The organism is Bacillus sp. A1 (genome assembly GCF_042296235.1).
GTDB classification, from domain to species: Bacteria; Bacillota; Bacilli; order Bacillales; family Bacillaceae; genus Bacillus; species Bacillus velezensis.
Window position 1 is genome coordinate 3,899,844 of the sequence record NZ_CP141181.1, and the last position, 22,112, is coordinate 3,921,955.

Genomic DNA, 22,112 nt, shown 5'->3' on the forward strand with positions numbered 1-22,112 from the left:
CCTCACCTCCGTTGATGTCTTTTTCTTAGAATAGCACTAGTATATCCTCCTTGTTTTCGTGAACAAGTTTGACAATGAGGATATAGCCTTTGTCGCTGGCCTTTCTTCCTTAATTTTGATACTGGTTGGTGATCTGCAATCCAATTTCTGCTTTTAGTTCCAGGGTGCCTTCTACCACAAGTATGACAGCCATATTTATTCCCAATTTTGTTTAATACTCTTCTTTCCTTTTTATTTAACCTGCTACTTGTACTTCTTGCAGGAATTGACCTTCTAGCGTATTTACCAGGTTTTAAATACTTCTTGGCGGCCTTCGCAAATCCTAAAGCCTTCTTAGCACCTTTAAACACTTTCCCGGGCCCAAAGTTCGAAGCCGCTGCCCAGGCTGCACCTCTCCATCCTTTACCTGATTTATATGCCTTATATCCATCATAGGCTGCAAATCCGGCATTTACCACAAGCCACACCCAATGCCCGTCCGGATCGACATTCATGACCGGGTTGTTGTTTCCGTATGCATATCCATTCTGATCTAAAGAATCGCCGTCACTTCCCGGGTCTGGGTCTAGTGATAAGAATACGCCGTTTCTTGGCTCGTAGTAGCGGGCCATGAGATAGTACAGGCCGGTTTCTTCGTCGTATTGGTAGCCTGCGTAGCGGTAGCGGTTGTCTTTTACTTCGTCGCTTGCTTCGGTTTTTGTCGGATTTCCCCACGCATCGTACTGATATTTGGCAACGGTTTTTCCGGTGCTGTCTGAGATGGCGGTGACGTCACCGTGTGCGTTGTAGTGATAGAAATATTTCTTGCCGTTCTCTGTATAGGATAACAGCTGGCCGCTGTCACCGTACGTGTATGATTTTGTGACGTTGTTGTCTGCGTCTGTTTCATACAGGACATTCAAGCTGTCTCCGTCGTAGAAGTAGTTCGTGACGTTTCCGTTGACGGTTTTTTGGATTCTGTTTCCTTTTTCATCGTATTTGTATGTTGCGAACGGCTTGTCTTCGCCTTTTTTCGTGACGGCGTTCAGGTTGTCTTCCGCGTCCCACGTATATGTGTATTTGCCGTCGGATGTGCGGTTGCCGTTTTTATCGTAGGACAGGTCTTCGTCATTCACCTTCGTCAGCTGGTTCATGATGTTGAAGGATGCGTTGACTGATTTGCTTGCGCCGTCCTTTGTGGTGGTAACATTTGTCCGGTTGCCGAAGCCGTCGTACGTATATTGAATGACGGTGCCGTCTTCATGAGTTTCTTTGACGAGCTGGTTGAGCTTGCCGTATTCGTACTGCACCTTTCCGCCGGCTGAGCTGTCGATGACCGTGCGGTTGCCGTTGGCGTCGTATTCATAGCTTTCCCGGAAGATGCTGCCGCCGTTTTTGGCTCCGATATGAAGAGAACTGACGAGATTCCGCTCATCATACGAGAAGCTCGTGCCGACTTCATTGCCGCTGATGAATGTCTGGACATTGCCGTTTTCATCATAATCAAATGTATAGGCTGAAGTGCCGTCTTTCATTTCAATCATTTGATCAAGTTTGTTGTACGTAAAGCTGTTTGTTCCTTTTTGGCCGCCGTGGCTCCATGAGAAAGTTTTCAGCTTATCCGAATCAGCCGGATACGTCCAGCTTTGGCTGCCGCCGCGGTCGGTTAATTCGGTCAGGCGGTTTTTGTTGTCAAAGGTGCGTTTTTTCGTTGTATTTTGTTCTTTGTTTGTGACAGACGTTTCATTGCCGTTTTTGTCATAGGTAAAGTTATATTTTTCAGTGCCGTTATACGCTTTTGACTTAACCCGATCGGTGCCGTCATAGGTCAGCGACACTTCATTGCCGTTGGCGGAAACGGTTTTCGTCAAGTTACTGTTGGCGTCATATTCACTCTTCAGTACATTGCCGAGCGGGTCGGTTGTTTTGACGAGCTTGCCCATGACGTCATATTCATATTGATAGGTCTGGTCCGTGCCGGCCCGAATCGTTTTTGTCAGCTCATTTCCTTCCTTGTCATAGCTGTGAAGGATGGATGTGCCGTTTGACAGGGTCAGCTTTGTCAGCTGGTCGGCCTGATCGTATTCGTAGGCGGTTGTTTCGCCTTTCGCGTCGGTTTCAGATGTTTTCTTGCCAGTCTCGTCATATGAAGCAGTGCTTGCATAACCTAGTTCGTCTTCTTCTTTTGTGACGTAGTTTCCTTTTTCGTCATAGGTGTTTTTCGTCAGGATGCTTCCTTCGATTAAACGGATATCATCAAACCACGCCGTTCCTGTGGCGCTTTTTTGGAACAGAATGCTGATTTCGATTTTATTGATCGGCTTTGTTTTCGGAATGACTGCCGCTGCCCGGTTCCATTCTTGGGTCCCCTGCGGGAATTTGGCGGTGTAGACGCCCGTCGTTCCGTCCGCATAAGTGACGCCGGCCTGAAAAGCGTAATCATTGTCGTTCGTTAATTTTACACCGTCAGCCTTGGACATTCCTGTCAGCGTGATATATACCGGCTTATCGTCCGCGCTTTGGCCTAATGTGACGGTTTGTTTTGCGGCCGCATTGGCTTGTGATGCATTTGTGCGGGACGCTTTTAATGAGCTGTCATCATCGAAGCCTTCATCAAGGTCAGCGGCGGCTCCGCTTGTGCTCCAGCCGTCTGCTTTAGCCGTGAAACTGCTGTTTTGCACCGGGTTATAGCTTGAAGAGACTTCGCCTTTTTCCAGCTGAACCTGATCAAACCACGCTTTTCCTTTGCCGTCCTTGTCGTTATGGTCCACTTCCATATAGACGATGGCTTTTCCTGCATTGGCCGGTGTTGTAAAGGTGATCTGCCGTTTCGTCCAGTCATTCTTTCCGGCTAATGCGCCTGATTCATTGTGAATCCATTGAATGCGTTTTTGGTCTTTGTCACGCAGATCAATGTTGAAATACGCTCTTGCCTTTGTCAGATCCGTTTTGATCTGGCCGCTGAGTGTATACGTCGTATTCGGCTCAAGCTGCACTTCCTGCGTTGCGGACGCATGGCCGTGCTCTGTTCCGGCTGAAGCGGATTGTGAGGAGATCTCCAGTGCTTTTTGTCCGGACAGCGCGCCGCTTCTTGCTTTTACAGATGCAATACTTCCGCTGTCTCTCGTAGCGGTGAGATTCCAGCCCAGCTTTGTTCCTTCAAAGCTGCCGTCTTTCAGCAGGCTTGCCGAAGCTGCCAGCTCTTTGCTTGATTGAATGAGATTTCCATACTTGTCATACACGGCGGCGGATGAGGATTTTCCGCTTTGATCCGTCTCAGAAACGGCATCAAGTCCGTCGTACGCAATATCAGTGACGTTCCCCTCGGTGTCCTTCATTTTCGTTACGTCATTGTTTTTGTTGTACTGATACGTTTCGGTGCCGTAGTTGTCTTTTACGGCTGTGACGTTGCCGTCTTTATCATATTGATAGCTTTCTGTCGCTTTGCCCGCATCCGCGTCGTTCGGATCGGTGTCCTGAATGACGTTGTTGCCTTCGTATACAGTGTTGGTCGTGATTTTCAGCCCTTCGGCATCATCGATCATCTGAATCGGGTTGCCCGCCTCATTATAGCCGTACTGCACTTTGCGGCCGTTCGGCTGCGTCATGAGCAGCGTTTTTTTGTCCGCGTCATAGCTGTAGTCGTACGTTTCTTTTTTCGCATTGACGGCTTTGGTCAGGCGGTGGCCGCTATATTGGTATTCAGTGAACAGCGGTTTGTCAGGCGTGCTGTTTGCGGAATACTGCTTGACGAGGCGCCCTTCGGCATCATAGTCGTAGCTTGTGACGCTGCCGTCAGTATCCGTCACCTTTTTGAGAAGGTCTTTGTCATATGAATACGAAATCTTTTTGTTTTTCGGCCCTGTAAGAGATGTGACATGGCCGTTTTCATCATAGGTAAATGTCAGCTTGCGCCCTGATGCGTCTGTTATGGCGGTCAGCTGATTGCTGTCGTTATACTCGTATACGGTTGTGTTGTTGTGTCCGTCAACGATTTTTTGGAGCTTTCCGCCTTTTTTGCTGAAATAAGCGTTCGTCTGATCTTTTGTTTTTAATACAAATTGATCGCTTGTTTCCGTCAGTTCGAGATAAACGCCCGTCGGCGGCTGATACGTGCCGTCAGATTTTTTCGTGAAGACATGTGTTGTCGCGTCCTCATCAATATAAACGGCTCTGCCGTCTTCAGAAAGAATCGACGTTTCCGCATCGGCATACCAGCCTTGGCCGAACATATGGTCAGAGCTGTCAAGGCTGTTGAAGGTCCGGGAGAGTCCGAGCCCCGGTCCGCGTCCGTCGATTGACATATCTTCTTCATTGACGATGACATTTCCCGTTGCGCCATTCAGCTGTCCGTCCGGAATGTCGATAATAGACCAGAATTCTTCCGTTCCGAGGAATTCCGCCCCTTCATGGAAAACAGGGTTAAAAGGTGCCGTCGGTATGCTGTCACCGTTTGCGTCATAGGCGGTCAGCGTAAAGGAATAGTTCTTCTTCCCTTTGTAATTGCCGTTTGCGTTTTCGTAAACAGGTGAAGGGTCAAGCGCCAGTTCGCCGCCCTTTCCGTCCGTGTGAAGCTGGAATCTTCCCGCTTTCACTTCATCGGCTGAAGGCCAGATGTGTTTGTTTTGGGTCGTCCAATGATCGGTATCACCGATATCGAATGATTGATAGTCTTTTCCGTTGTAGATGTTGATTTTGTAGCCTTTCGCGTTTTTGACCTTATCCCATATGAGATTGACATAACCCGTTTGGCTCGATTTCGTGTTCGTATAGACATAGCCTGTCAGGTTTTTCGGCTTTGCGATATCAGGCAGCGTCGGACTCGCTTCCGGTGAGGCGATCGCTTCTCCGTCTTTGTTATAGGCAATGACTTTAAATCCGTAGGTTTTCCGGTTCGCATCTCCGCCGGCGTTTTTATAAACAGAGCCCGGGTTGATTGGCAATTCCGCGCCTTTTTTGTCTTTTAGGTGAAGCGCATATTTTCCGGCGCTGATTTCCGCCTTTGTCGGCCAGATATTTTGGTCTTTTGTGGACCAGGATGTTTTATTTCCGAGGTCAAGCGTTTCAAAGCTTTTGCCGTTAAAGACTTGCATTTTATACCCGGCTGCGCCTGATACGGCTTTCCAGGAAAGATCAAACCAGCCTGTGGCGTTGTTGTTATTAAAGCCTTTCGTACTTGGTTTCTGAACTCTGCCAATATTCGGAATGACGGGCTTGGCGGCCGCAGACATGGCGCCTTCTCCCTGGTCAAACACCGCGCTGACCGCGACCCAGTAATTTTTACTTGCCGGATAGCTGCCGCCGGAGTTTTTATAGACCGGCGAAGGATTAAGCGCTAATTCACTTCCGCCTTTTCCGTCTGTATGCAGCTTATATTTGCCGGAGTCGATTTCCGCTTTTGTCGGCCAGATCTTTTTCCCTCTTGTGCTCCAAGAGGTTGCATTGCCGACCGGAATGGCTTGATATTCTTTCCCGTTATAAAGCCACACTTTATAGCTTTTGGCGCCTTCAGCTTTTTTCCAGCTGATATTGAAAAATCCTGTCGAATCTCCGTTATGATACGCTTTGACAGACGGCGTGTCCGCCTTCGGAATCGTGTATGTCACTTCAATGTATGGTTTTTTAGCAGAGTTTGCTGATGACATCAGCTTCTTCCAATATTCTTTTCCGTTGCCGTTTGCGTGAAGCTTAAAGCCGTAATTGGCGCCGCCGCTGTTCCACGACTTGACTGCGGAGGTGACATCGAAGCTTGCCCATTGGCCTTTATAGACCTCTGCTTTGCCGATGTTTTTGGAGCCCGGCTTGTTCTTCCACGTAATCTTGGCATTGTCGTAATTGCTGTTAACGGTGTCGAGCCAAAGCCCCGTCGCCTTTGATCCGTAATAGGAGTGGGCTGTGTATGCTTTGAGCGTCGCTTTCGTCACCGTCATGTTTTTGATCGGCTTTAGATTATCAAACTTCATAAAAGTGTAGTTCGTTCCGGTTGTGCCGTCATAATATCCAGTTTTCAGCACGTACGCTTTCAATCCGGCATCCCATTTCTGCGATGCGGCAGAGTAGTTTGTCGTCGGGTACGCGCTCATGACAAAGGTATCGGATGACACAGATACTGATGTTGAAGGGTCAATAGATACCGGATAAACCCGCTTGGGATCTTTCAGCCATTTTTCATCGGCCGTTACATGGAGCAAGTAGCCTTCGCTGTTTTTTTCAAGTTTGAAGCTGACATCTTCTGACCTGTTGACTTCACCTGACTTTTCGTCGAGATCTGAGTCGGTCATAAAGGGCTTCGGCACGGTGTAGACGACATTGTCTTTATCATCAGAAAACGCGATCGAGCCGTCTTCCTGTTCTTTAGCCTGCAGGTCGGTTTTGATTTGAAAGGTGAAGGAATTGTAGCCTTCATATTTGTGAAGCACAAGGTCTTCTTTTATGTTTTCGTTAAATGTGTAGGTTTGTAAATCAATTGCAGGAAACACTTGCTGATACGTAAGCTCGTTGCTGTCTTCCCTTACTTTTGCTGAGGCATCTGTCGGAGTAATTGCAGCCTGATCGGGGCCTTTTGCGCCGGTTAATGAGTATGTGAGCTTATGATCATCGTGTTCAAATGTAGCGTATAATCCGTTTTTCATTTGCTTCAGAAAATCGGAGTTCAGCACTGTATTTTCCGTTCCGACTTCCTTTGAGCCGGTTTTCAATTCAGGAGAAATGTCTTCCCAGTCCGCATTGGCGGTTTCTTTCGTATGAATGGGGTCTGTGTAGATTTCCTGTTTGTACACACCCTCGCCTTCATAGTAAAGCTTTGAATTCTCAGTTCTTTCAGACGTGATCTCACCGTCTTGATTGATATCTTTTTGATCAAAAGGCATCTGCTCAGATGCTTTTTCCGCCGGAAGATCTTTTTCCGGGTCTGCTGCCGGAATGTCGGCAGTTTTCGCTTGATCTTGTTTATCACGCGTTTCTGCCGCAAATACATCGGCAGGCGCAATGGAAATCATAAGCGTTGCCGCAAGAGTGCCGGCCAGCCATTTTTTCCACTTGTTCTTTTTTCCTATTTTCATAGGTTCTCCTCCTTCTTTTGTAATATAGGCTTAACAATAGTAATATTATTGAAATTGTTTATCAATATTTTCCTAGGTATTTAAGGTTATTTTAAGGATTATAGGAATTTTGAACCTTTTATTCATATAACAAAACCGCCGGCTGCCGGCGGTTTTTCGTATTATGGATAGCGGAGATTTGTATTTTGCGCTCCCGCGTAGGATTGGGCGAAGTTTTTGGCGTCCTGGGCTGAAAGCGTGCCGTAGCTGTAATTTGATCTCGGATTCCAGCCGGTGCGCGGTGATTTCGGGGCTTTGAGCGACGGGAATGAACCGGTGTCGGTGAATTGGGCCGTCCCGTAGTCGTCTATCATTCCGCCTTTTTCATTTCCGTTGCCGAAATAGTTGGCTTCTGAGAAGACAGTCGCGTTTGTATGAATGGTGAATCCTAAATTGAAATTGGTTACATAGTTGTTTTTCGCGTGAAAATAGCCGTATCTCATCAGGCCCGGTGAACGCACATAGACGTTATTAAAATAGTTGTTGGTGATCGTCATATGCGGATAGCCGATATAATTGCGTCCTTCGTTATCATCATTCGGATAACCGAGAATCAGGCCGTACAGATGGTCTGTGAATTTAGAGTTAGACAGCGTCACAAAATCCGCTTTGGCGCCGACATACAGAAGCTTTCCCAAATCGCTGCGGCTGTTCGGATTGTAGCTGTGTCCTTCAAACCACACGTGGTCAATCCAGTAATTCTGTCCGTTCGCTATGTAAATCGGAATGTCATTGTTGCCTGTAATGGCGGCACTATGGCTGATAATGAGATTTTTGAAAATCACATTGTTTGAGCCGGAGCCGGTGGTCAGATAGATGTTGGTCAGCCTGTGGCTGGTATAAGAGCCGACGATGGTTTTATTGGCGCCGACTGTCACAACGGCTTTACCCGGGGAAGAAATATCACTTGTGATGACGATGGTTTTGCGATCCGTTCCGCCCGCATTGTTTTTCAGATCATTGAGATTGCTGACGTAGACGACGGGGCCGCCCTGACCTCCCGATACGGCGGATTTTGCTTTTCCGTTATGATCCTTCGCATTTCCCGCGAATCCGGTAAGTCCCTGCATCACATCCGGATAAGCCGCTGCCGCTTCTGCCTGCTTTGATGCGGAACATACGATGACCAGACAAAGCGCAAAGCCGAGTGCAGCCAAGAAAGCGAGATGACACGTCTTCTTTATCATGCCCTTCACTCCTTTAATCTCTTAAATTGCAAACACAAGAAGTATTATACAATTACTATCCTCTTTTTCCATGATCTGTTTGTCTGCTTTTTCGTTATGGCTGAATAGCCCCAAAATAAAAAAAGCAGCCGGTACGGCCGCCTATATACGGGTGCTGTCTGCCTGAGTTTCCGCCGGCACGGCTTTTTGCTTTCGAATCAGGGACAGCGCCATTCCCGCAAAAATCAACACAATCCCCAAAGATTGATAAAGGTCGGGGCGAAATCCCGTAAATACGGTGTCAAGCACAATCGCCACCGCCGGATCAAGAAATACGATGATTGAAATAAACCGGGTGGATAAAAACCGCAAGCTGTCAAAAAAGAGCAAATACACAATTCCCGTATGAATGATACCGGTCGACACAATCATGATCCAGTTCACATGCGACAAATCAGAAAAAGCGCCGAAACGGACGAACGGAAGAAGAATGATAACGCCCAATCCGGTCTGCAAACAGGTGACCGCATATGGGCTGAGGCTGTTGATGCCTTTCCCGGCCAGTGTCGTAAAAGCATAAAAAAGGGCGGCCAGCACGGCCCAAATAATACCCGATCCCATCAGCTGAGAAAATGATGTACTTCCGTTGATGCCGGAAATCAGGGCGGTGCCCAGAAAACAAATCACGATGGAAGTGACGGACACAATATGCAGTTTCTCCCGGTATATAAGGCTCCCTAGAAGAAGGACGAGAACCGGAGCCAGATGATAAACGGAAATCGCTATCGTCACTGATGTCTCCTCAAATGATTTAAATAAAAACACCCAGTTCAGCACGAGAAAAAATCCGCAGGCCAGTGTCTGCAGCACCTCACGCCGGTTCCATTGTTCGGTGCGGTACCGTCCGGAACCAAACCAGCAAACGCCCAGAAACAATGAGGCGCACAGACATCTCACAAAGACCAGTTCAATTGAAGGAACATTCGTATGTTCCGAGAAAAAGCCGATTGATCCGAAAATGACCATGGAAATGACCATTTTGATGACGGCATTTGATGTTTGTTCAGCTTGCATTGTTTTGCTTCCCCCATATCATTGACTGTTTATTCAGACAAATACTAACAGCCATTTTACTTGATTCAGAGGAAGATTTCATCCTATTTTTCGAAAGCCGGCGGTCTCTTCTCATTAAAAAAACCCCGCATCAGCAGGGTCTTCCGTTTAATGAACGATCAGTACAGGACAAGGAGACAATTGTGAGACCTTATGGCTCACGCTTCCGAGCATCATTTCTTTAAATCCGCTGATTCCGCGGCTTCCGACGACAATCAGATTGAAATGCTGTTCTTTCGCTATGTTTAAAATTTGATGCGCAGGTTCGCCTTGGACGTACAGGCTTTCCGCGTTTACTCCGCTTTCTGCCGCTTTCTGCTTGGCATCTTCCAGAATGGCCGCTCCTTTTTGCTCGACTTCATGTTTGATGTCTTCAATGAAGTTTTCCGGAACATAGACAATCCCTGTTAAGGCTGATGTGGAGACAACGGCTTCACGTCCCGCATAGAGAATGGTGAGTTCAGCCTGCTGTTCTTTCGCCAGATGGATCGCTGCGTCCAAAGCTTTGCTGCTCATGTCTGAACCGTCTACTGCTGCAAGAATTTTTTTAAACATATGAATCCCGCCTTTCTGCTTTTATTGTCCTCCTCTCTTTGCTGAATGTCAATTTTGCCGGCTTGCTCCGGAACATTGCGCTTACAGACTTTCTCCGTTTGTGGCGATGACGTCTTTATACCAATAAAAACTTTTCTTTTTCTTCCTTTCAAACGTGCCTTTTCCGTCATTGCCGCGGTCGACATAGATATAGCCGTAGCGTTTTTTCATTTCTGCCGTTGAGGCGCTGACGAGGTCAATCGGCCCCCACGACGTGTAGCCGATCAGGTCGACGCCGTCTTCAATCGCCTCTCTTGCCTCTATTAAATGATCACGCAGATAATTGATGCGATAATCATCCTGAATGGTTCCGTCCTCCTCCGGCTGATCAACCGCGCCAAGTCCGTTTTCGACGATAAAGAGCGGTTTCTGATAACGGTCGTACAGCGTGTTTAAGGTGATGCGCAAGCCCTTCGGATCAATCTGCCAGCCCCATTCGGAAGATTTCAGGTACGGGTTTTTCACGCCGCCGAGAAGATTTCCCTTAGATTGCGCCAGATCCTCAGGCGCCGTGCTGGCCGTCATCGACATGTAGTAGCTGAAGCCGATGTAATCCACCGTATGTTCTTTCAGGAGCGCCTCGTCTCCTTCCTTCATCTCGATCGTAATTCCGTTTTCTTTAAAGAAGCGTTTCATGTAGCCCGGATAGCTGCCCCTCGCCTGTACATCAGAAAAGAACAGCGTGCTCCGCTCTTTTTGCAAAGCCGCATATACATCCTCCGGCTTCGGCGTCATCGGATACGTCGTCGTCGCGGCGATCATGCAGCCGATCTGGGAATCCGGGATGATCTCATGGCCGGCTTTTACCGCCAGTGCGCTCGCCACAAATTGATGGTGAGCCGCTTGGTACATCGTGTTTTGTTTATTTTCGCCTTCCCGGAATATAAGACCGCCGCCTGTAAACGGAGCGTGAAGAACGACGTTGATTTCATTGAAGGTCATCCAATATTTCACCTTGTCTTTATAACGGGTGAAAACCGTGCGGGCGTACCGCTCATAGAAATCGACCGTCCGGCGGTTTCTCCAGCCGCCGTAGTTTTTCACAAGACCGAGCGGCATCTCATAGTGAGAAATCGTGACGACCGGTTCGATCTGATGTTTTCTCAATTCGTCAAACAAACGATCGTAAAATTGCAGCCCTTCTTCGTTCGGTTCTGTTTCATCACCGTTCGGAAAGATTCTCGTCCACGCAATGGAGGTGCGGAACGCTTTAAAACCCATCTCCGCAAACAGGGCGATATCCTCTTGATAGCGGTGATAAAAATCAATCGCGTCGTGATACAGATTCAGCGCATCGTCTGTCTCATGAAACGGAGACATAATGCCGTCCGGGGAGACATCCGCCGTAGAAAGTCCTTTGCCTCCTTCTTTATAAGCTCCTTCAATCTGATTGGCAGCCGTTGCGCCGCCCCATAAAAAACCTTCCGGAAATCTCTTCATGTTTTTCTCCACCTCTTTTTCAGGATAACGCCAGAAGCGCTTCGTTCGGTTTGACCATTCCGCTTTTTTTCACGTCTGTAAATGAATATTGATCCGTATTCGTAATGATGACCGGCGTGATCACGTCAAAACCGGCAGCCTTTATCTCGTCGATTTCAAAAGTAATCAGCAGATCTCCCGGTGCGACGGCATCGCCTTCTTTGACGTGCACCTCAAAATGCCTGCCATCCAGCCGGACGGTATCAAGCCCGATATGAATGAGAACCTCGGCTCCCCGGGCGCTCGTAATGCCGATGGCGTGCTTTGTTTTAAATACGGCTGTCACCCTCCCTTCTACAGGAGAAACCGCCGCGCCCTCTTCAGGCAGAATCGCAAAACCTTTTCCCATCATTCCACCGGAAAAGACGCTATCGTTCACTTCGCTTAACGCTTTCACTTCACCTTTAATCGGGCTGTGAATGATTTCTCCGCCTGCCGTCACCCCCGGCGCTTCAGACGCTTTGTCCCGTTCGGACTGCACATCCTCGAACCCGATCAGCAGTGCCGCCGCAATACCGGCCGCAAACGAGATAAAAAGCCCGATCAGCGCGTATAGAAATGTCGGCCCGATAAAGACCGGAATGCTCGGCAGACCGGCGTTTCCGCCGACAATGTAGGAAGCGACACCCGTTATACCGTAAAAAGCTCCGCCTGCCGCGCCGCCGATTAATGCTGCCGCGAACGGTTTTTTCAATCTCATGTTAACGCCGTACATCGCGGGTTCGGTAATGCCCATCAATGCCGTAATGCCCGTCGTAAACGCCAGCGATTTGAAGGTTTTGTTTTTGGATTTTAAGAAAACCGCAAATGACGCGCCGGCCTGCCCCATATTTGCCAAAAACATCGCAGGCAGAATGTAATCATGTCCGTTTTGGGCGATGTTATTGATCATGATCGGCACAAGCGCATAATGCATACCCGTCATAATGATGAGCGAAAATGTGCCGGCAAGCAGAATCATCGCGGCAATGCCCGCATGATTGAACAAATCATTGACGCCGACAGACAGGTAATTCCCGAGAATCGCGCCGAGCGGGCCGACTGTGATCAGGGTGACAGGTACGACGATCACAAGCGTAAGCATCGGAACGGCAATCAATTTCAAAGAAGAAGGTGTGATTCGGTCAATTCCTTTCTCTACATAGGACATCAGCCATATCGCCAGCAAAATCGGGATAACTGTCGATGAATACGTGGCAGCGGTTACAGGAAGACCGATAAAGGAGATGCTTTTCCCTGCTCCAAGCAGGGCCGTTAAATCCGGATGCAAAATCGCACCCGCCACAGCGGCCGCCACGTACGGATTACATCTGAATTTTCTCGCCGCGCTTACCGCAAGCAAAAGCGGCAGAAAATAAAACGCACCGTCACCGACAGCCGTGAGAATGCTGTGAGTCTGGCTCTTCTCCGACATCCAGCCGAATGTCACCGCTAGCGCGACAAGCCCTTTTATCATGCCGGCTCCGGCAATGGCCGGCAGAATCGGTGTAAACACGCCGGAAATCACATCAAACACAGCACTCAGCACATTTTTCTTCTGCTTCGAAGTTTTGTTTGCGCTTTCATCACTGAGCCCGCTGCTCTCCATCAAAGCCTGATACACCTTCGGCACATGATTGCCGACAATGATCTGAAATTGCCCGCCGCTGATATTTGTCCCCATCACGCCTTCCGTCTGCTCCAGCCCGCTCCGATCTGCTTTCGCATTGTCATACAGATTAAAACGAAGCCGCGTCATGCAATGGATGACACTCTGAACATTCTCCTCCCCGCCGACAAGTTGTAAAATCTCTTTTGATATTTTATGATAGTCCATGAGTCTGCCTCCTTAAAAATGGGGGAACCGCCGGACGAAAGGTGCCCGCCTTTCTCCGGCTTTTTTGTTATGAAATCAGCATCACCTCCGAAAAAAGGGTATAAAAAAAACCTAAACTGCACAGCACACGGGGGGTCTTCCCCTGTCTGACGCAATTTAGGTTTTGCCTGCGGTTTGCAGTAACAATCCTAGGTGAATGATATTGGGTTGATATGTATACTTTAGCACTGGATTTATCGGGTGTCAACGCTTACATCAGGAATATTACACTAAGCGGGATACCAACAAAGCCAGATGTAAGTTAATTAAATATATACACAACAAAAGAATGGCATCAAACTGCCATTCTTTTGTTATCTATTTCTACAAACTGTCTATATATAGAAGAGCAAAGCTTTTTGTATGTCGTAATTGTTTCATACAAGCTTTTGCTCTGATACTGTAGTTTGACAGTAGACATTCTTATAATTCAAGTATGTTTAAATTCACACCTTTGCACCTTCGGCTTTTAAAAAAATGGAGTCACTTTGAATAAGGTACTTAAATAAGGCAAAATCCCTATATCACAAACACCAATTGCTTTCTGCATCATATCTTTTAATATTGGAATTTAGTATAGACTTTTTGACCCTTGAGTTACCTATCGACTTAAGCATAAAGATGGTTCGGCTATCCAAGCTATCCTTGTCGATTCTTTACTAGCTTAATAAAATCCTTTAAATTCATTAGAAATTTTTTTTGTTGTTCTTTATATGTATTATGTAAGGTTTGTGGTAAGACTAAATTCACCTTTTTTGCTTGCATTTCATTTGTTTGATTTATACTAATACTTGGTTCCAAAGTAAAAAGATGTTTAGTCTGAATACGTTGAGCCTCACTTAATATTTGTCTCCAGCGATCTTTACAGGTAGATTTAACACCTAACATCGTAAGTTTAGAACTGGGGAACTCCGGATCTCTATAGGAGTGAATTTCCGGAAAAATAAAATCGGGTTTTGCTTTATTTTCAGTTTCTTTTCCCCGAGATAGAGTTAGATTGTGCTTATTAAAAATTTCCTCAAGATGATTCTCAAGAGCATATCCTACACGCGCCTTTCTTCGATTTTGCACACTTAATGAAAAGGCTATAAAACCATCTACATCGCCTGAGAATCCTTGGTCTAACCGTTTCGAAACAATATGCTTTTCCAACCGTTTAAACAGTCGCTCTTCTTGTTCTATCCATTGCAACAATGTATTATCGGGCTCTTCTAAAGGAGAAACATTTTTCGAAATTTGACGCGAGAGTTCTGAAAATTCTGCTGTTGTTGGAAAACCTACATTATAATATGGTTCTAAAAAAGAATCCAAATAATCCGGTTCTGGTTCTTCAATTTCTATACCTAATTCTTCAAGAATAAAACGAACAGCAAAGTTTATTTGAAGATTATTTTCTTCTATATTTCGGAATTTAAATGTGTTCAAATTGTAATCCTCTGAAAAACCAAATAACCAAAGCAATTGACTTTCAAAAGTACTGCCGGATGGAACCACAATCATAAAGAAATCGCCGTTTGGCCTCTTAGCTGCAATTAATAAATCCCCTTCATGGGCTAAATCCATAACATCATTTTTCTTAAAATAAAGTCTGTATTCCGCAGATCGGTGAGTTTGATTCTCTCTTGAATTATACCAAGTTACAGTACTATGTACTGTTTTTATATCACTTTCTCCCCCCAACCAAATAAGTCGAACAGGATAATCATTTAGTCTACAAGACCCAAGTAAATTACGGAGCATGCTAACTCCATTAAGTTCATGCTGGTTAGATCTGGAAAAGTCCGCTTCTACAGCGCGCAGTTTTTTAATTGCTACACCTTCAAAGTATTGTGATAAATAACCTCTTTTCATTAAATCTCCACCTTCAAATCATTGAAATATGGTAAACAATCAAAAATATAAAAATGTAGAATATGTAGTGAGGAATTTTTCGGAGAATAGCCCTAAACTCGTAGACTTATATATTTTATACTTTCTACCGTTGTTATAAAACTTTAATTTCAATTTCTCTAGATTTTGATAACTCTGAAAGTAACTTATTGTCAAAGTCATCATTTAGTTCATTGGGCAAAATTATTACATCCACATCATCTAATGAAATATTTAAAAGATTATAGAATTCATTACGCGAATCTATATAATCAAAAAAGACAGCCTTAAGGTTATAATTTTTTTGAATATATTTTTTTAATAGAATATTAATATTATTTATAGCCTCATCTTCACTTTCATTCTCATTTTGTCTATAATATAATATTGCAATTTCCACTTGATTACTCTCCTTTGCAGGAAGTATTATGATAAAGTATCAAAATATCTTAACATGAATATTAACCATATTTCAAATATATTTGATATAATACCAATAAGAACAAAAGTTCGGGAGGTGTTAATATGTTGTACCGTTTTATTGATCTATTTGCAGGTATTGGAGGCCTTCGATTAGCCTTTGAACCGTATGGTACCTGTGTTTTCAGTTGCGAGTGGGACTTAAAAGCACAAGAGACTTATAAAGCAAATTTTGGGGACAAGCCGCTGGGAGATATTCGATTAGTAGATGAAAAGGACGTACCAGATCATGATATATTGCTAGCAGGATTTCCTTGCCAACCGTTCAGTATTGCTGGAGTATCTAAAAAGAAATCTCTTGGGAGAGAGCATGGATTTCTTGATGAAACTCAGGGAACTTTATTCTTTGATATAGCTAGAATTTTGAAGGAAAAACGACCGCAAGCTTTCTTGTTAGAAAACGTTAAAAACCTCAAAAGCCATAATAAAGGACAAACATACAAAGTAATAAAGAATGTTTTAGAGAATGAGCTAGGATATACAGTCTATGATGAAGTTATAAATGCAAAAGGATTAGTACCTCAGAAAAGAGAGCGCATTTACATTGTCGGTTTTAAAAAGCCTATTGAATTTAAATTTCCTAATATGCCCAAAGAAGGGCCGACTCTTTCTTCTATATTGGAGAAAGATGTCCATGAAAAGTATACGCTAAGTGATAAACTTTGGGGTTATCTACAATCATACAAAGAAAAACATACTAAAAAAGGAAATGGTTTTGGTTATAGTTTAGCTGATCTGAACTCTGCGAGTAGAACTCTATCTGCGAGATACTATAAAGATGGTAGTGAGATCCTTATTGAGCAAGAAAATAAAAACCCTAGGAGATTAACCCCCAAAGAGTGCGCTCGTCTCCAAGGATTTCCTGAACATTTTAAAATAGTTGTCTCGGATACGGCTGCCTATAAGCAGTTTGGTAACAGTGTAGCTGTCCCAGTTGTTGAACAAATTGCTCAAAAGATGATTCAAGCTATTGAAATGAACAAATTACTTCCTCTTGTGCCGATTAAAGATCAAGCATATTAAAGACAAAACGCCCTTCTCACAAAAGAAAGGGGCGTTTTTCTGATTATCACTTCACTCCCCAAACAGCCTCCCCATCACCGCTCAGCACACTAAACGTCACAACTTCTTTCTCTCTCGCCGAATCCCATTCTTTCAGGAAGACGCCGTCATAATTTGTGCCGTTCAGGTTGATTCGGGCTTTGCTGCTGTCCGTTATTGTCCAGGTTCCAGTCATTTCCCCGGAAATGGTGCCGTCGTTGTTAAGCCGGATGTTTTTTGGGGTTTTGATCGTAGCTGTGATGTCTTTTCCGTGCTGGATGAGTTTGTAGGTTCCGGATGCGGCGGCCGGCGGAATGTGTGTATCCGGTTCTCCCGCATAGCGGTATGGCGCTGCAACGGGCCATCCGTCTTTGTTCATGTACAGCCGATGCACTCTGACTTCATGCTCTTCTCCTCTGTTCGGGAAACGGGTGTGGAAAATGAGGTATGATCGTTTCGTTTTCCCGTCGTAAAACACGGAGTTATGGCCCGGTGAGACGTAGCCCGTGCCTTTTTCAGATTGTGAGGCGAAGCTGTAGCCGCCCATGAGTTTGACCCCGTACGGTTCAATTGCTTTGTCATCGAAGAAACTGCCGTCTTTTCCTTTGGCATCAAGCATGTTATGGCCTGCGGCGTCAAAGTACGGACCGTCCGGATTTTTGGAACGCGCCACACGCATATGATAACCGCCGGCTGTGTCAAGTCCGCCGAATGACAGATACAGATAGTAATATTTCGTTTCCGGATTGTAGCTGATGTACGGGCCTTCGATTCTGCTGTGATTTCCGCCGAGCAGTTTTTTTCCGTATCCTTGGTTCGGGAGCGGGAAACCGGTTTTCGGATTCATTTCCAGTATAAAAATCCCGCCGGAGTAAGAGCCGTACACCATCCAGAGCTTGCCTTTATGGTCAAAAAACGTTTGCGGATCTACGACGTTCGGGTGAACGTTTGCATGATACGTCGTGCCGTCTTCGCTTTTTCCTTCCATGCCCGATTTCAAAAAGATGCCTTTGTTTTTGTAGGGCCCTTCGATTTTGTCACTCACGGCGACACCGAGAGCGGATCGCGGCGAGTCTCCTTTACAGGCGTTATAGTACATGTAATATTTCCCGTCAGCCAGCTGGGCGACATCCGGCGCCCACAGCGTATCAGACTGGGCCCAGTCGAATGTCTCTTTTAATTCGGTGTAGACGTTCGGGATCAGGGGATTATTGGGATTGACGCTTGAAGATATCTGCTGCCACTGCATCAGGTTTTTCGACTTGGCGGAAGCCAAATGCGAGCCGAATACATAATATGTATCTCCTGTTTTGATGACGGACGGATCATGCACGCTGACCTCTGAAAAAACCGGATGCTGGGCTTTTGCCTGCGGCAGAGTGAACCCGATGACCGCTGCTGAGACCAGGCACACACGAAAGAAACTGGTTTTCATTTTCTGAAATCTCCTCGCTCTCTTCTTTTCTTAAAACGCTTTCAAGACAACGCTCCATTTTATGATGCGGATGGCGGAAATATGTGATCAACAGCGCCGGCTTCACGATGTACCGCTTTACTTCGATAGCAATCTGATTTGTGAAAGACTGGAAAAAAAGTTTTGACTTCTGATTCGCAAACACTTAATATAAAAAACAGTTACTAGTTATCAGAATATTTGAGAATTGAGTGAAGCATATATGACCTTACACAAAGACCGCCGCATCGGGCGACTGTCCGTCCTTCTTCTGCTTCATGAGACTGAAGAAAACCAGCAGATCAGCCGGCTGGAACGGGACGGCTGGAAAGTCTGTCTCGGCAGGGTGGGTTCAATGGATGCGCATAAGGTGGTAGCTGCAATTGAAACCGCTTCCAAAAAGAGCGGCGTCATTCAATCTGAGGGTTATCGCGAATCACATGCGCTGTATCATGCCACAATGGAAGCTTTGCACGGAGTGACGCGGGGCGAAATGCTGCTTGGCTCGCTGCTTCGTACCGTGGGCCTGAAGTTTGCCGTCTTGCGGGGAAATCCGTATGAAAGCGAGGCGGAAGGCGATTGGATCGCCGTTTCACTTTACGGCACGATCGGAGCTCCGATTAAGGGGCTTGAGCACGAAACATTCGGAGTCGGAATTAATCACATATGAATCAGCCCATAGATTTCAGATGATAGGGGGCTATGCGTGAAACATCATTTTCATGGCATAGCTCCTTTTTGTATGGGCGCTTTACCAAAGTAAAGGAAAAGGGGTTGAAATGATGGTGACGTTAGACGGTTCCTCACTGACAACCGCAGATGCCCAGCGTGTGCTGTTTGATTTTGAAGAGGTTCAGGCATCTGCCGAAAGCATGGAACGTGTGAAAAAAAGCAGGGCGGCGGTTGAACGGATCGTTCAGGAGGAGAAGACCATTTACGGGATTACAACGGGGTTCGGCAAGTTCAGCGATGTGCTGATTCAAAAAGAAGACGCCGCGGATCTGCAGCTGAATCTGATTCTTTCTCACGCGTGCGGCGTCGGTGATCCGTTTCCGGAATCTGTATCGCGGGCCATGCTGCTTTTACGAGCCAATGCCTTGCTGAAAGGCTTTTCCGGCGTGCGGACTGAGCTGATTGATCAACTGCTCGCGTATCTCAATCATCGCATTCACCCGGTCATCCCGCAGCAAGGGTCACTGGGGGCGAGCGGAGATTTGGCGCCGCTTTCTCATCTCGCACTGGCGCTTATCGGGCAAGGCGAAGTCTTTTACGAAGGGGCCCGGATGCCGACAGCTCATGCTTTAGAAAAGACAAACCTTCAGCCGGCCGTCCTGACCTCTAAGGAAGGGCTCGCGCTGATCAACGGAACGCAGGCTATGACCGCGATGGGGCTGATCGCTTACCTCGAAGCCGAAAAACTGGCCTATCAATCGGAACGGATCGCGAGCTTAACGATCGAAGGCCTTCAGGGCATTATCGATGCGTTCGACGAGGACATTCATGCCGCCCGCGGTTATCAGGAACAGATGGATGTCGCAGAGCGAATCCGCTATTACTTGTCAGACAGCAAACTGACGACCGTCCAAGGGGAGCTGCGTGTCCAGGACGCCTATTCGATCCGCTGTATTCCTCAAGTCCACGGCGCATCATGGCAGACATTAGCGTATGTAAAAGAAAAATTAGAAATTGAGATGAATGCCGCGACAGATAACCCGCTCATTTTCGAAGACGGCGCCAAAATCATCTCAGGCGGAAACTTTCACGGACAGCCGATCGCCTTTGCCATGGATTTTCTCAAAGTAGCGGCGGCCGAACTTGCGAATATTTCTGAACGCCGTATCGAACGGCTTGTGAATCCGCAGCTGAATGACCTGCCGCCCTTTCTGAGCCCTCAGCCCGGCTTACAATCCGGAGCGATGATCATGCAATATGCGGCGGCCTCCCTCGTGTCAGAAAATAAAACCCTGGCCCATCCCGCCAGTGTCGATTCCATTCCTTCATCGGCAAACCAGGAGGATCACGTCAGCATGGGAACCATCGCCTCAAGGCACGCCTACCAGATCATTGCGAATACGAGACGGGTGCTTGCCGTTGAAGCCATTTGCGCGCTGCAGGCCGTGGAATACCGGGGTGCGGAACATTGCGCCTCGTACACAAAACAGCTCTATCTTGAAATGAGAAACATCGTGCCGTCCATACAAGAAGACCGCGTGTTTTCTTATGACATCGAGCATCTGAGTGACTGGCTGAAGAAGGAGTCTTTTCTGCCGAATGAACATCACCAAAAACTGATGACCAATGAAGGAGGACTGACAAGATGACTGATGTAAAGAAATCAATCCGCGCCGGCCGCGGCACCGAACTTGAATGCTTAGGATGGGAGCAGGAAGCCGTGCTCCGCATGCTCCGAAACAACCTTGACCCGGAGGTTGCCGAAAAGCCGGAGGATCTGATCGTATACGGCGGCATAGGCAAGGCCGCACGAAACTGGGATGCTTTTCACGCGATTGAGCGTTCCCTCAAAACGTTAAAAGATGATGAAACACTGCTGATCCAATCCGGAAAACCGGTCGGACTGTTCCGCACGCACAGCCGCGCGCCCCGCGTCCTGCTGGCTAATTCGGTTCTCGTGCCAAAATGGGCGGATTGGGAACATTTCCATGACCTTGAGAAAAAAGGGCTGATGATGTACGGGCAGATGACGGCCGGCAGCTGGATTTATATCGGCTCACAAGGCATTTTGCAAGGCACCTATGAAACCTTTGCGGAGCTTGCGAGACAGCATTTCGGCGGCAGTCTGAAAGGAACCCTTACGCTGACGGCCGGTCTTGGCGGAATGGGAGGCGCCCAGCCGCTGTCCGTCACGATGAATGATGGCGTCGTCATCGCCGTTGAAGCGGATGAAACACGGATTGATAAACGGATGGAAACAAACTATTGCGATCGAAAAACAGCATCAATTGACGAAGCGCTGCGCTGGGCCGAAGCAGCCAGACAAGCCGGAGAACCTTTATCGATCGGCCTTCTCGGCAATGCGGCTGAGGTGCATCATGAGCTTTTGAACCGCGGCGTCCATATTGACATCGTGACCGATCAGACTTCCGCTCACGACCCGCTGATCGGCTATATTCCGGCAGGATACTCACTTGAAGAGGCCGGGCGTCTGCGCCGGGATCAGCCCGATTTATACGTAAGGCTATCCAAGCAAAGTATGAAAAAGCATGTGGAAGCCATGCTTGCCTTCAAGAAAAAAGGGGCTATCGTCTTCGATTACGGTAACAATATCCGCCAGGTTGCCAAAGATGAGGGTCTCGCCGATGCTTTTGATTTTCCGGGATTCGTTCCCGCCTACATCCGGCCTTTATTTTGTGAAGGAAAAGGGCCGTTCCGCTGGGCTGCGCTGTCCGGCGACCCTGAAGATATATACCGCACGGACGCTTTATTAAAAGAGCTGTTTCCAGAAAATCAAGCCCTTCACCGCTGGATTGACATGGCACAGAAAAAAGTCACATTCCAAGGCCTGCCGTCCCGTATTTGCTGGCTCGGCTACGGTGAACGGGAAAAGATGGGGCTCGCCATCAATGAATTGGTCAGAAACGGCGAGCTGAAAGCCCCGATCGTCATCGGAAGAGACCATTTAGACTGCGGATCTGTCGCCTCTCCGAATCGGGAAACAGAAGCGATGAAAGACGGAAGCGACGCGGTCGGCGATTGGGCGGTGCTGAACGCGCTGATCAACACGGCCTCAGGCGCAAGCTGGGTTTCTTTTCACCACGGCGGGGGCGTCGGCATGGGGTATTCCCTTCACGCGGGAATGGTCGCGGTCGCCGACGGCAGCATCCTTGCGGAACAGCGGCTTTCCCGCGTTCTGACAAGCGATCCGGGAATGGGCATCATCCGCCATGCGGACGCAGGTTATGAAAAAGCGGCTCAAGTCGCCGAGGAACAAGACATTATGATACCGATGAAAAAGGAGCGGTAAC

Annotated in this window: 13 protein-coding genes; 4 read left to right on the forward strand and 9 right to left on the reverse strand. The window is 47.1% G+C overall.

Annotated elements, in window-relative coordinates; genetic code table 11:
• Positions 1-2: 2 nt before the first annotated feature.
• The 8 genes from U2H13_RS19260 to U2H13_RS19295 all read right to left on the reverse strand — a co-directional run bounded on the left by U2H13_RS19260 (position 3) and on the right by U2H13_RS19295 (position 15,555).
• Positions 3-7,040, reverse strand: coding sequence for a DNRLRE domain-containing protein (locus U2H13_RS19260; RefSeq protein ID WP_376700596.1), 7,038 nt, complete (start codon positions 7,038-7,040; stop codon positions 3-5).
• Between the two features lie 161 nt (positions 7,041-7,201).
• Complete coding sequence (locus U2H13_RS19265; RefSeq protein ID WP_021494692.1) at positions 7,202-8,266, reverse strand: polysaccharide lyase family 1 protein; 1,065 nt, start codon at positions 8,264-8,266, stop codon at positions 7,202-7,204.
• A gap of 141 nt (positions 8,267-8,407) precedes the next feature.
• On the reverse strand, positions 8,408-9,319 hold the full coding sequence (locus U2H13_RS19270) for a DMT family transporter (RefSeq protein WP_021494691.1): 912 nt from the start codon (positions 9,317-9,319) through the stop codon (positions 8,408-8,410).
• A gap of 147 nt (positions 9,320-9,466) precedes the next feature.
• Entirely contained in the window at positions 9,467-9,913 is a 447-nt protein-coding gene (locus tag U2H13_RS19275) for a universal stress protein (protein WP_017418568.1), read from the reverse strand.
• Positions 9,914-9,994: 81 nt separating this feature from the next.
• Positions 9,995-11,404 carry a glycoside hydrolase family 1 protein gene (locus U2H13_RS19280; protein ID WP_121984282.1) on the reverse strand — a complete coding sequence of 470 codons (1,410 nt, stop codon included), beginning with the start codon at positions 11,402-11,404 and terminating at the stop codon, positions 9,995-9,997.
• 7 nt (positions 11,405-11,411) lie between these two features.
• The gene (locus tag U2H13_RS19285) at positions 11,412-13,247 is read right to left on the reverse strand and encodes a beta-glucoside-specific PTS transporter subunit IIABC (protein WP_095060391.1); all 1,836 of its coding nucleotides are present in this window, start codon (positions 13,245-13,247) and stop codon (positions 11,412-11,414) included.
• A 678-nt stretch (positions 13,248-13,925) separates the two neighbouring features.
• The gene (locus U2H13_RS19290; protein WP_061861016.1) at positions 13,926-15,137 is read right to left on the reverse strand and encodes a type II restriction endonuclease; all 1,212 of its coding nucleotides are present in this window, start codon (positions 15,135-15,137) and stop codon (positions 13,926-13,928) included.
• Between the two features lie 133 nt (positions 15,138-15,270).
• Entirely contained in the window at positions 15,271-15,555 is a 285-nt protein-coding gene (locus U2H13_RS19295; RefSeq protein ID WP_060562337.1) for a hypothetical protein, read from the reverse strand.
• Positions 15,556-15,680: 125 nt separating this feature from the next.
• Here U2H13_RS19295 and dcm point away from each other — a divergent pair, with 125 nt between their 5' ends.
• Positions 15,681-16,658, forward strand: a complete 978-nt coding sequence (dcm, locus tag U2H13_RS19300; protein ID WP_172587005.1) for a DNA (cytosine-5-)-methyltransferase — start codon at positions 15,681-15,683, stop codon at positions 16,656-16,658.
• A gap of 46 nt (positions 16,659-16,704) precedes the next feature.
• Here dcm and U2H13_RS19305 read toward each other — a convergent pair whose 3' ends face one another.
• Positions 16,705-18,111 carry a glycoside hydrolase family 43 protein gene (locus tag U2H13_RS19305; protein ID WP_222885046.1) on the reverse strand — a complete coding sequence of 469 codons (1,407 nt, stop codon included), beginning with the start codon at positions 18,109-18,111 and terminating at the stop codon, positions 16,705-16,707.
• Between the two features lie 241 nt (positions 18,112-18,352).
• Here U2H13_RS19305 and hutP point away from each other — a divergent pair, with 241 nt between their 5' ends.
• The 3 genes from hutP (at position 18,353) to hutU (ending at position 22,111) form a co-directional block, all read left to right on the forward strand.
• Positions 18,353-18,799 (forward strand): hut operon transcriptional regulator HutP, encoded by a 447-nt coding sequence (gene hutP / locus U2H13_RS19310; RefSeq protein ID WP_004393292.1) that lies wholly within the window; start codon positions 18,353-18,355, stop codon positions 18,797-18,799.
• Between the two features lie 112 nt (positions 18,800-18,911).
• On the forward strand, positions 18,912-20,450 hold the full coding sequence (gene hutH, locus U2H13_RS19315; protein ID WP_014722041.1) for a histidine ammonia-lyase: 1,539 nt from the start codon (positions 18,912-18,914) through the stop codon (positions 20,448-20,450).
• On the forward strand, positions 20,447-22,111 hold the full coding sequence (gene hutU, locus U2H13_RS19320) for a urocanate hydratase (RefSeq protein ID WP_014419268.1): 1,665 nt from the start codon (positions 20,447-20,449) through the stop codon (positions 22,109-22,111). Before hutH ends, hutU begins: the two co-directional genes overlap by 4 nt.
• The last annotated feature ends 1 nt before the right edge of the window (position 22,112 follow it).

What these genes read in the sequence shown, in the direction of transcription:
- U2H13_RS19305 (WP_222885046.1), bottom strand. Translation starts at nt 18,111, where the DNA reads ATGAAAACCAGTTTCTTTCGTGTGTGCCTGGTCTCAGCAGCGGTCATC.
- U2H13_RS19290 (WP_061861016.1), bottom strand. Translation starts at nt 15,137, where the DNA reads ATGAAAAGAGGTTATTTATCACAATACTTTGAAGGTGTAGCAATTAAA.
- U2H13_RS19260 (WP_376700596.1), bottom strand. Translation starts at nt 7,040, where the DNA reads ATGAAAATAGGAAAAAAGAACAAGTGGAAAAAATGGCTGGCCGGCACT.
- hutP (WP_004393292.1), top strand. Translation starts at nt 18,353, where the DNA reads ATGACCTTACACAAAGACCGCCGCATCGGGCGACTGTCCGTCCTTCTT.
- U2H13_RS19285 (WP_095060391.1), bottom strand. Translation starts at nt 13,247, where the DNA reads ATGGACTATCATAAAATATCAAAAGAGATTTTACAACTTGTCGGCGGG.
- dcm (WP_172587005.1), top strand. Translation starts at nt 15,681, where the DNA reads ATGTTGTACCGTTTTATTGATCTATTTGCAGGTATTGGAGGCCTTCGA.
- hutU (WP_014419268.1), top strand. Translation starts at nt 20,447, where the DNA reads ATGACTGATGTAAAGAAATCAATCCGCGCCGGCCGCGGCACCGAACTT.
- U2H13_RS19275 (WP_017418568.1), bottom strand. Translation starts at nt 9,913, where the DNA reads ATGTTTAAAAAAATTCTTGCAGCAGTAGACGGTTCAGACATGAGCAGC.
- U2H13_RS19265 (WP_021494692.1), bottom strand. Translation starts at nt 8,266, where the DNA reads ATGATAAAGAAGACGTGTCATCTCGCTTTCTTGGCTGCACTCGGCTTT.
- hutH (WP_014722041.1), top strand. Translation starts at nt 18,912, where the DNA reads ATGGTGACGTTAGACGGTTCCTCACTGACAACCGCAGATGCCCAGCGT.
- U2H13_RS19270 (WP_021494691.1), bottom strand. Translation starts at nt 9,319, where the DNA reads ATGCAAGCTGAACAAACATCAAATGCCGTCATCAAAATGGTCATTTCC.